This window comes from Streptomyces sp. 15-116A (assembly GCF_025290915.1).
GTDB lineage: Bacteria > Actinomycetota > Actinomycetes > Streptomycetales > Streptomycetaceae > Streptomyces.
Genome location: NZ_JAOCQE010000250.1, coordinates 1 through 9,557 on the forward strand (window position 1 = coordinate 1; position 9,557 = coordinate 9,557).

The window sequence follows — 9,557 nt, forward strand, 5'->3', positions numbered from 1 at the left end:
GCTCGGCGTGCAGCAGGGCCACCAGACGGGTGACGTCCTCCAGGGGCCGGTGCGCGGCCGCGGCGCGGATCGCCTCGTCCGCGCTGTCGGCGTCGCGCGGCGGCTTGGTGAGCAGGGCGACCAGCCGGGTGACGTCCTCCACGGACCGGTCGACCCCGGCGGCACGCAGCGCTTCGACCACGGCCCGGGTGTGCTCGGGTGAGCGTTCCAGCGTGGTGATGAGGTCGACGACCTCTTCCAGGGGCCGGTCGGACACGGCGACGTGCACGAGGTCGCTGACCGGATCGCCGTACGCCGCCCGGGCCGCCTGCTCACGTGCCCCGGCGGAGTCGGCGGGGTCGAGGGGGTCCACGAGGTCGACGGTGGCGACCGGGTCCCAGGGTGCCGTCGGGTCGGTGCCCTCGACGGTCGCGGCGTTCCCGGCGTTCTCGGCGGTGGCGACCGGCCTGGTCGTGGTGACCACGGTGCGGGCGCGGGCCGGATCCGGCCGGTGGGTGCCGGTGGCGACGGCCGTCGACGCGGTCGGCGGCGACGACGAGGCCGTGTCGCCGGATATGGCGGGTTCGTTGGAGGGGGGTGATGAAGAGAAGGTGGTCATGCTCGGCTCCATGGGGAAGGCTCAGGCCGCTCCCACGCCCCCGGACGTGCGACGAGCGACGCTACGTGGATCATTACTAGGCGCCCTGATGCCGCCCTGCCACTTGGATGGGCCACCGGGATGACCTGCGGTGATCGGAGTTTCTCCCGGGGTGCCCGGGGAAGCGGGCACCGCTCCGACGACGGCCGGTACCGGCCGTCATACCGGTGCCGAAAACGGGAATCCGCTTGATGAAGGCCGTGTCCGTGTCGTGAAGTCCGTGCCCGCGGGGTGAAACCCGTGCCCGTCGTCCGGAACTCCGGGAGGAGGTGGTCAGCCGGTGGAGACGACCACCGTGGTGCTGCTCGTGGCCGCGGTCCTGGCGGCCCTGGTGCTCGCCGGCGCCGTCGCCGTTCTCGTGCGACTGGTGCGCACGAGGCGGGAGTTGGCCCGGGCGGGGCTGCCCACGGGGCCGCGCTGGGTGTTCTGGGGCGCGGTCCTGTATCTGGTGCTGCCGGCCGACCTGGTGCCCGACCCGGTCTATCTGGACGACATGGGTGTGTTGTTGCTCGCACTGCGCTCGCTCCGGGGTGCCGCGGGCACCCGTTCCCCCGGTCTGACACCTCCGAAATCGGACCGCCGTACCGCCGATGACTACGCTCCGTGAGGAAACCAACCACCCGTTCGATTCGTATAAGTCTCTGGAAGCCAAAAGAAGTCGGCGGACCGGGCGGCGGCGAGCGGGTGGCCGACGCTCGGTCGGCGCAGCACCGACGAGGGAGACACGATGCAACCGTTCGCGCTCAACTACGCACGTCCGGCACCGGAGTTGGCGGTCACCACTCCGTATGTGTACGACTCCGGACTGCAGTTGAACGTACTCGTCGACGGACGGGTCGCGGCCTCGGACCATGGGTTGTTGCGGGAGGTGGGGACCACGACGTCCACCGCCGGCTCCAAGACCCACTTCGACGACTGACAGCGGACCGTAGACGATGACCGTGCTCATCCTCACCTGTGAGGAGGATGTGACCGCCGACATGGTGGTCGTGCATCTCCACGAGGCCGGGGTGCCGGTGATGCGCCTCGATCCCGCCGATCTGACCGAGGGCGTCTCGCTGTCCGGCGAGTACGTGCACGGCAGGTTCCGCGGCCATCTGTCCGCGGGGGGACGGCTGGTGAGCCTCGCCGGGCTGCGTTCCGTGTGGGTGCGCAGACCGGGTCCGCCGGCCCAGCGGGCGGCGCAGCCGTCCGCGTGGCTCACCGAGGAGGCCGCCCAGGCGCTCTACGGGATGCTGCGCGGTTCCGGCGCCCGCTGGATGAACCATCCGGACGCGGCGCGCCGGGCGCGGCACAAGCCGTGGCAGCTGCGGCTGGCGCAGCGCTGCGGGCTGCCCGTGCCGGCCACCCTCATCACGACGTTCCCGCGGGCCGCCCGGGAGTTCGCCGAGCGCTACCCCGATCTGGTGGTCAAGCCGGTCTCCGGGGCGCATCCGCAGGATCCGCCCAGGGCGGTGCCGACGAGCAGAGTGGCGCCGGACACCGACTTCTCCGCCGTGGCCTACGGGCCGACGCTGCTGCAGCGGCGGATCGTCAAGCGGGCGGACGTCCGGCTCACGGCCGTCGGCGAACGGCTGCTGGCGGCCCGCAAGGCGACGGCCGCCGACACGGACCCGCAGGAGGTCGACGTGCGTTTCGCGGGGCCTGGGGCGCCCTGGGAGCCGGTCGACGTGCCCGCGCGCACCGCCGAGACGGTCCTGAGCTATCTGCGGGAGGCCGAACTGGCGTACGGGGCTTTCGACTTCGTGGAGGACGCGGACGGGATGTGGTGGTTCCTCGAGTGCAACCAGTCGGGCCAGTTCGGCTTCGTCGAGGTGGAGACGGGCCAGCCGATCGCCCGCACCATCGCCGAGTGGCTGGCCCGCCCCGTCCCGGAGGGGAGACGGGAGGTCGACGAGCCGAGCATCCGGGCCCGCTGAGGCCCCGTGGTCGGCCGTCAGGCCGGTCGGGGGCCCGGGAGCAGGGCGCTGCGCTGCCAGCCGTTGCCCGGGGAGTGGGGGCGGTCGAGGCCGGGGCCGTAGCCGGGGGACTGCAGGGGCCGCATGACCATCTCCAGTTCCCTGCTCACGCGTTCGGCCTCGCGGCGGACCTGGGCGGGGACATCGCCGCACTCCGCGATGAGTCGGTCGTAGATGGGGGAATCCTGGAACACCCGTCAACGTGCCTTTCTGCTCGGCGGCCCCCGTGCGGAGACGCGACTGCCGAGTCTAAGCGGCCGGATCGCGGGCGGCGGCAATTCACCCGTATGTCCCCACGGGCCTGGGTGGAGGCGCGAGAATCCCGCGCCTCCACCCAGGCCCGTGCCGTGCCGTCCCCGCCCTGGGGGCCGGCGGGATCAGACGGCCAGGGACAGACCGCTCTCGCCGTCCGGGTCCGCGGTCCGCTCGGCCGCGGGACGCCCCTCGGCGAGCAGGACGTCCGCCCGGGCGATGGCGTCCTCGATGCTTGATGTGCCCATCATCACGCAGAGCGTGTAGCTGACGTCCTCCAACTCGCGTGACGCCACGAGCGATTGCCGCTCCGCCTGCGCGATCCGCAGCGTCGCATACCTCGTCAGCAGCTGTCTCACGACCTTCGGGTCCGGTACGAGCACGAAGCGCCCCTCTCTGGTTTTCGCTGCGTGTACCCGACCCGGGCGGAGGCAATCACCCCTTTGGCTCACCCCGTGGGAATTGACGGGAAACCGCCGCCCGGCGGCCTGGCGGTCCCTCAGGCCACCTGGCCGCTGTGCAGCGCGGTGTAGGCCCCGCCCCGGCGCAGCAGTTCCTCGTGGGTGCCGGTCTCCAGGATTTGCCCCTCCCCCATCACCACGATCCGGTCGGCGCCGCGCACCGTGGACAGCCGGTGCGCCACGACGAACGTGGTGCGCCCGCGCAGCAGCCGGGCCAGCGCCTCCTGGACCAGGGCCTCGGAGCGGGTGTCCAGCGCGGAGGTCGCCTCGTCGAGGACGAGCACCCGGGGGTCCCGGATCAGGGCGCGGGCGATGGCCAGGCGCTGGCGCTGCCCGCCGGACAGCCGGGCGCCGCGCTCCCCGACGAGGGTGTCGAGGCCCTGGGGCAGCCGGTCGACGAACTCCAGCGCGTTGGCGTCACGCAGGGCCGCCCGCACGGTCTCCTCGTCGGCGTCGTCCATTCCGTAGGCGACGTTCTCGCGGATGGTGCCGTCGAAGAGGATCGACTCCTGGGGCACGACCGACAGGAAGCGCCGGTAGGTGCGCAGGTCGAGGCCGTTCATGTCGGTGCCGTCGACCAGCAGCCGTCCCGAGGTGGGCCGGATGAAGCCGATGACGAGGTTCAGCACGGTCGACTTGCCCGCGCCGGAGGAGCCGACGAGGGCGATGGTCTCGCCGGGCCGGACGTCGAGGGTGAAGTCCCGTACGGCGGGCCGCTCTTCGGTGTCGTAGGCGTGGGTGACGTTCTCGAAGGTGACGGCTCCGCGCAGGGCGGTGACCTCCGACTTGCCCTCGTTGTCCTCCAGTTCGGGCGCCTGGAGCACCTCGCCGACCGAGCGGACCGACTCCAGGCCCTTGGTGATGACCGGGGCGAGTCCGGCCAGTGTGGTGGTCGAGTTGGTGAGCGTGGTCAGGAAGGCGCTCAGCATCACCACGTCGCCCGCGGTGACGCCCCAGACGTCGTAGTACGAGATGAGCGCGGCGCCGGCCAGCACCAGGACGCCCACCACGTTGAGCACCACCCAGGCCAGCGAGCCGAACCGGCCGTTGACCAGGTCCAGGCGCAGTCCGGAGGTGAGCAGCCGTTCCAGGGTGCCGTTCATGCGGCGCAGCGCCTTGCCCTCCAGGCCGTGGGCGCGGGTGACCGGGATGAGCCGGGTCATCTCGGTGACCCGGGACGACAGGGTCTCCACCTCGTGCCGGAAATGCTCGTTGTGGGCGCGCAGACGGGACCTGAGCCGGGCCACGAGCAGGGCCGCGGCGGGCACGACGATCAGGAAGACGGGCAGGAACTCGGGGGTGCGCACGGCGATGATGACGAGTCCGCCGATGAGCACGGTGGTCGCGCCGAGTCCGGTCTCGGCGGTCTGCTGCACCATCTGCTCGACGGTCTCCACGTCGCGGACGACCTTGGCCTGGAGCACCCCGGCGCTGACCCGGGAGTGGTAGCCGATGGACAGCTGCTGCATGCGGGTGCACAGGGCGGAGCGCAGCGCGGTGCCCATGCGGCGGACGCTGCCGTACAGCAGGCGGACGTAGAGCACGTGGAGCGGGTAGTTGACCAGCAGGATGAACATGATGATGCCGGTGCTGGTCCACAGCCGGGATATCGGCTGGTGCTGGACGACGGTGTCGATGATGGACGCGGTGATCAGCGGCAGCAGCCAGACGGGGCTGTGCTTGACGGTGAAGACGCCGACGGCGGCCAGGAGCCGGCCGCGGTCGGCGCGGAAGAGATAGGCGAGGGTGCGGATCGGGTGCTCGCCCCGGTAGCGGTGGTCGAGCGGTCGTTCCTGCGGCGACGCCATGGACGGTGGTCCTCCCCCACGAGCGGGCGAAAGGGAACGGGCTTCATGCGGCGTCGAGTTCGGCGATCTCCTCGGCCGTGAGGGCGAGGTCCGCGGCGGCGGCCGAGTCGCGGATGGTCTCGGGCCTGCTCGCCCCGGGGATCGGCACGACGACGGACGACTTGGCGAGCATCCACGCCAGGCACACCTGGTGGGCGCTGACGCCGTGAGCCTCGGCGATCCGCGCGAACGAGGCGTGGACGGCGCCGAGTTCACCGGCCCGGGAGATCCCGCCGAAGGGACTCCAGGGCAGGAAGGCGATGCCGAGTTCGTCGCACAGCCGCAGCTCGGGCTCGCTGGAGCGGAAGGCCGGGGAGAACTGGTTCTGCACGGAGACAAGCCGGCCGCCGAGGATCTCGTTCGCCTGCCTGATCTGCGCCGGAGAGGCGTTGGAGATACCGGCCATGCGGATCTTGCCCTCGTCGAGGAGTTCGCGCAGCGCGCCCACGGACTCGGCGTAGGGGACGCGGGGGTCGGGGCGGTGGAACTGGTAGAGGCCGATGGCCTCCACGCCGAGCCGGCTCAGGGACTGCTCGCAGGCCGCCTTGAGGTGCCGGGGGCTGCCGTCGAGGGTCCAGCTGCCGTCGCCGGGGCGCAGATGGCCGCCCTTGGTGGCGACGAGGACGTCGCCACCAAGGGCGTGGGACGCGAGGGCCTTGGCGATGAGGGTCTCGTTGTGTCCGGCCTCGCCTGCGTCCCGGTGGTAGGCGTCCGCGGTGTCGATGAGCGTGACACCGGCGTCCAGGGCGGCGTGCAGGGTGGCCAGGGAGCGTGCCTCGTCGGGCCTCCCCTCGATGGACATGGGCATGGCGCCCAGTCCGATGGCGCTGACCTGGACGTCACCGATGCGGCGGGTGTGCATGGGGGCGTGACCTCTTCCGGCTGTCGTGGCGCTGGAGTGGCGAGCGGGGATGGCAAGCGTTTTCCAGCGTGGTCGGCGGGGCGCCGGAAATCCAATAGAAGAAAGCGAACGCATTCAGCAGGACGGGAACTGAATCGCCGTGACCCGTCGGGGACCGGCACAGGGGGCGGCACGAGGGGCGCTTGTCAGTGGGCCGCGTTACGCTGCGCGCAAGTGCACCTTTGCGCCAGTTTCTGGAGGTTTTCCATGGCCTCGCGCCTCAATCCGTACCTGAGTTTCGACGGCGACGCCCGGCAGGCGTTGGAGTTCTACAAGGACGTCTTCGGCGGCGAACTGCGGCTCAACACCTACGGCGAGTTCGGCCAGCCCGGCGCCGAGAACGCGGACAAGATCATGCACGGCATGCTGGAGACCGCCTCCGGCTTCACCCTGATGGGCGCCGACCACCCGCCGGGGATGGAGTACAAGCAGGGCAACAACTTCTCGGTGAGCCTCAGCGGCGAGGACGAGAACGAGCTGCGCGGCTACTGGGACAAGCTCTCCAGCGGCAGCTCGGTGTCGGTGCCGCTGGAGAAGCAGATGTGGGGGGACGTGTTCGGGATGTGCACGGACCGGTTCGGCGTCTCCTGGATGGTCAACATCAGCCAGCCCCAGGGCTGAGCGCCGCCCGGCGGTGCTCTCCGCCCGGCCGGTGTGTCACGCTCGGCCTCGTACGGCCGTCGGCGGGCGCACCGGCCGGCGGTGTGCACCCAGACGGCGGGAGGCGGCGGTATGCGGATCGGACTGCTCGGCACGGGACCCTGGGCGCGGCTGGCGCACGCCCCGGCGCTCAGCGCGCACGAGTCCCTCGACTTCGTCGGCGTATGGGGGCGCCGCCCCGAGGCGGCCAAGGAACTCGCCGAGTCGTACGGCACGCGGGCCTACGACGATGCCGACGCGCTGCTCGCCGATGTGGACGCCGTCGCCGTGGCCCTGCCTCCGCAGGTGCAGGGCGAACTGGCGGTGCGGGCCGCTCGGGCGGGGCGGCATCTGCTGCTCGACAAGCCGCTCGCGCTGACGGCGGATCAGGGGCGGGCGGTGGTGGAGGCGGCCGAGCGGGCGAAGGTGGCCTCGGTGGTGTTCTTCACCACCCGTTTCCAGCCCGAGCCGGAGGCGTGGATCGCCGAACAGGCGCGCACGGGCGGCTGGTTCACCGCACGGGCCGAGTGGCTGGGCGCGGTGTTCACCGCCGGCGACAACCCCTTCGCGGCCTCCCCGTGGCGGCGCGAGAAGGGCGCGCTGTGGGACGTCGGGCCCCACGCCCTGTCCGTGCTGATGCCGGTGCTGGGTGACGTACGGCGGGTGTCGGCGGCGGCGCACGGCCCCGGTGACACCGTGCATCTGGTCCTGGACCATGCGAGCGGCGCGTCGAGCGCGCTCACCCTGAGTCTCACCGCTCCCCCGGCCGCGGCCGGCGCGGGTGTGGAGCTGCGGGGCGCCTCGGGCGTCACCGCGTTGCCCCGGTCCGCGCAGCCGGTGGTCCCGTCCCTCGTCCGGGCCGCCGACGCCCTGCTCACGGCCGCCGGGACCGGCCGCCCCCATCCGTGTGACGCGGCGTTCGCGCTGCGGGTGACGGAGGTTCTCGACGCGGCGGAGGGTCTGCTGTCCGCCGGGCGGTGAGAGCGTTCTCCGATCCGTGGGGTTCGAGGCGCGCGGCGCTTAAAGGAGCCTTAAGGGGCCGTTAAGCACTCGTGGGGCTCTTGTCGCGGCATCAAGTAGGCGCAGGTCAGGGCGGGTTGGGGGACAAGTCGGACCGTTGGCGGTGACTGTCGAGGTCCGTACCATCGAGGCCGCGCGGTCACCGGGCTTCACCGGTGAGAGCGCTCTCAGGCACCCGTACGAGCAACTTCGGGAGACCCCCCACATGACTCCTCGCCACCAGCGCACCCTCGGCCGCCGCAAGCTGCTGTTCGCCCTCGGAGGCGCGGCCGTCGCCCTGCCCGCCGCCGCGACGCTCGCCCCCCACGCCCTCGCGGGCTCCTCGGACGATCAGGCCGCCCCGAAGGCGGCGGGCTCGCTCCCGCTGACGGTCGTCAACGACAGCGGCTCCTTCGGCAACGGCAACGTCCACCTCTACATCGTCGGCAACCAGGACGGCCGGCAGGTGCGGGTCACCCCCGACGGCACCCTGGCCCCGATCGCCCTGTCGGACAACGGCCCGGACGGTTTCACCGACTACGCGATCAGCCTGGCCGGCTCCGGTGAGACCCGGCTGTCGCTGCCGTTCATGTCCGGCCGGATCTATGTGTCCCTCGGCGCGAAGCTGAAGTTCAAGGCCGTCGCGGACGGCAACGGCAACGCGGCGCTGCAGTACCCGGCAGGCTGGGTCGCCTCCGACCCCAACTACGGGGTGCTGCACGACTGCGCGGAGTTCACCTACAACTCCTCGGGCATGTTCTGCAACACGACGATGGTCGACATGTTCAGCGTGCCGCTGAGCATCCGGCTCACCGGTGCCAAGGACCAGACGACCGGGACCGTGCGCGCGGGCGGCCGGGCCGCCGCGTTCGAGGCGGTGCGGCAGGTGGAGGCGTTCTCGCGGCTCGTCGTGGACGACACCCGGATCATCGCCCCCGGTCACGGCCTGGACGCCGGGCTGTTCGCGAAGGACTACCTCGCGCCGTACATCGACGAGGTGTGGAGCACGTACACCGGGCGGGACCTCACCATCACCACCAACGCGGGCACGTTCACGGGCCGGGTGCGCGGCGACCGTTTCACCTTCGACGGACCGGCCCAGGTGTCCTTCGGCAAGCCGTCCACCCGGGACGTGCTGTTCTGCGACGGTGCCCTCGCGGCGCCCAACGACGGCACGACCGGCCCGGTCGCCGCGGTGCTCGGCGCCGGCTTCAACCGGTCCACGCTGCTCAGCCACCCCGCCCAGCCGACCACCGACCCCGGGGACTTCTACCGGACCGAGCTCACCAACCACTACTCCAAGGCCATGCACACGGTCACCGAGGACGGCAAGGCGTACGGCTTCGCCTTCGACGACGTCGCCGACTTCGCCTCGTACATCCAGGACACCGCGCCCACCGGCCTGCGCCTGACGCTGACGGCGTTCTGACGGGGCTCCGCCGCTCGCGGGCCGTCCTTGGCCGGCTGTCCCTCGCTCGATGTCCCGGGGTGCGCCGCCGGGGCGGGCGTAGCAGCGTGGGGATGTGAGCACAGTGCGCGCCGGGTCGCCGCGCCGGGACCGGGAACAGCGGGGCTATCTGCGGGGCGCGCCGCCGCCCGGCTGGGCCCGGGTCCTGCCGGGCGGGCTGCTCGCGGCCGTCGGCGTGGCCACGGCGGCGAGTCCCGAGCCGCTGGACATCGGGTTCGTGCTGGGCGCCGTCCCGCCGCTCGCGGTGCTGGTGCACGGGCCGCTGGCGACCGCGGTGCTCGGCGGTCTGTCGCTGCTGATGCTGAGCGTGCCGGCGTTCCGTCTGGCCGACGTGGGCCGCACGGATCTGCTGACCATCGCGTTCGTCGCCGTGCTGAGCGTGCTGCTGTCGTTCG

General features: G+C 72.0%; 10 protein-coding genes and 2 pseudogenes. 7 read left to right on the top strand and 5 right to left on the bottom strand.

All coding sequences use genetic code 11. The annotated features are described in order from the left end of the window. Positions 1-598 (bottom strand): annotated as a pseudogene (locus N4P33_RS28270) (hypothetical protein); the annotation flags it as partial. A 319-nt stretch (positions 599-917) separates the two neighbouring features. On the opposite strand from N4P33_RS28270, the gene N4P33_RS28275 reads away from it, so the two are divergent. From N4P33_RS28275 to tgmB, 3 genes are all read left to right on the top strand, one after another. After that, positions 918-1,244, top strand: a complete 327-nt coding sequence (locus N4P33_RS28275) for a DUF1232 domain-containing protein (RefSeq protein ID WP_260829673.1) — start codon at positions 918-920, stop codon at positions 1,242-1,244. A gap of 120 nt (positions 1,245-1,364) precedes the next feature. Continuing rightward, positions 1,365-1,556, top strand: a complete 192-nt coding sequence (gene tgmA, locus N4P33_RS28280) for a putative ATP-grasp-modified RiPP (RefSeq protein ID WP_167990342.1) — start codon at positions 1,365-1,367, stop codon at positions 1,554-1,556. 16 nt (positions 1,557-1,572) lie between these two features. Next, positions 1,573-2,556, top strand: a complete 984-nt coding sequence (tgmB, locus tag N4P33_RS28285; protein WP_260829675.1) for an ATP-grasp ribosomal peptide maturase — start codon at positions 1,573-1,575, stop codon at positions 2,554-2,556. 17 nt (positions 2,557-2,573) lie between these two features. Here the strand turns inward: tgmB and N4P33_RS28290 are convergent, their stop codons facing one another. From N4P33_RS28290 to N4P33_RS28305, 4 genes are all read right to left on the bottom strand, one after another. Beyond that, a complete protein-coding gene (locus tag N4P33_RS28290) occupies positions 2,574-2,789 on the bottom strand; it encodes a hypothetical protein (protein WP_260829676.1) in 216 nt (71 codons plus the stop codon). 183 nt (positions 2,790-2,972) lie between these two features. After that, entirely contained in the window at positions 2,973-3,230 is a 258-nt protein-coding gene (locus N4P33_RS28295; protein ID WP_260829677.1) for a DUF5133 domain-containing protein, read from the bottom strand. Positions 3,231-3,346: 116 nt separating this feature from the next. Beyond that, entirely contained in the window at positions 3,347-5,116 is a 1,770-nt protein-coding gene (locus N4P33_RS28300; protein WP_260829679.1) for an ABC transporter ATP-binding protein, read from the bottom strand. A 43-nt stretch (positions 5,117-5,159) separates the two neighbouring features. Further along, positions 5,160-6,017: an aldo/keto reductase gene (locus tag N4P33_RS28305; RefSeq protein WP_260829680.1), complete on the bottom strand. Its 858-nt coding sequence runs from the start codon at positions 6,015-6,017 to the stop codon at positions 5,160-5,162. A 246-nt stretch (positions 6,018-6,263) separates the two neighbouring features. Here N4P33_RS28305 and N4P33_RS28310 point away from each other — a divergent pair, with 246 nt between their 5' ends. The 4 genes and pseudogenes from N4P33_RS28310 to N4P33_RS28325 all read left to right on the top strand — a co-directional run. Next, positions 6,264-6,677, top strand: a complete 414-nt coding sequence (locus N4P33_RS28310) for a VOC family protein (RefSeq protein ID WP_260829681.1) — start codon at positions 6,264-6,266, stop codon at positions 6,675-6,677. Positions 6,678-6,788: 111 nt separating this feature from the next. Beyond that, positions 6,789-7,676, top strand: coding sequence for a Gfo/Idh/MocA family protein (locus tag N4P33_RS28315; protein ID WP_260829682.1), 888 nt, complete (start codon positions 6,789-6,791; stop codon positions 7,674-7,676). Between the two features lie 244 nt (positions 7,677-7,920). Beyond that, positions 7,921-9,123 carry a glycoside hydrolase family 64 protein gene (locus N4P33_RS28320; protein WP_260829683.1) on the top strand — a complete coding sequence of 401 codons (1,203 nt, stop codon included), beginning with the start codon at positions 7,921-7,923 and terminating at the stop codon, positions 9,121-9,123. A gap of 94 nt (positions 9,124-9,217) precedes the next feature. Further along, positions 9,218-9,557 (top strand): annotated as a pseudogene (locus N4P33_RS28325) (serine/threonine-protein phosphatase); the annotation flags it as partial.

Excerpts from the sequence above, each read along its gene's own strand:
- tgmA (WP_167990342.1), top strand. The coding sequence starts at position 1,365 with ATGCAACCGTTCGCGCTCAACTACGCACGTCCGGCACCGGAGTTGGCG.
- N4P33_RS28320 (WP_260829683.1), top strand. The coding sequence starts at position 7,921 with ATGACTCCTCGCCACCAGCGCACCCTCGGCCGCCGCAAGCTGCTGTTC.
- N4P33_RS28315 (WP_260829682.1), top strand. The coding sequence starts at position 6,789 with ATGCGGATCGGACTGCTCGGCACGGGACCCTGGGCGCGGCTGGCGCAC.
- N4P33_RS28305 (WP_260829680.1), bottom strand. The coding sequence starts at position 6,017 with ATGCACACCCGCCGCATCGGTGACGTCCAGGTCAGCGCCATCGGACTG.
- N4P33_RS28300 (WP_260829679.1), bottom strand. The coding sequence starts at position 5,116 with ATGGCGTCGCCGCAGGAACGACCGCTCGACCACCGCTACCGGGGCGAG.
- tgmB (WP_260829675.1), top strand. The coding sequence starts at position 1,573 with ATGACCGTGCTCATCCTCACCTGTGAGGAGGATGTGACCGCCGACATG.
- N4P33_RS28310 (WP_260829681.1), top strand. The coding sequence starts at position 6,264 with ATGGCCTCGCGCCTCAATCCGTACCTGAGTTTCGACGGCGACGCCCGG.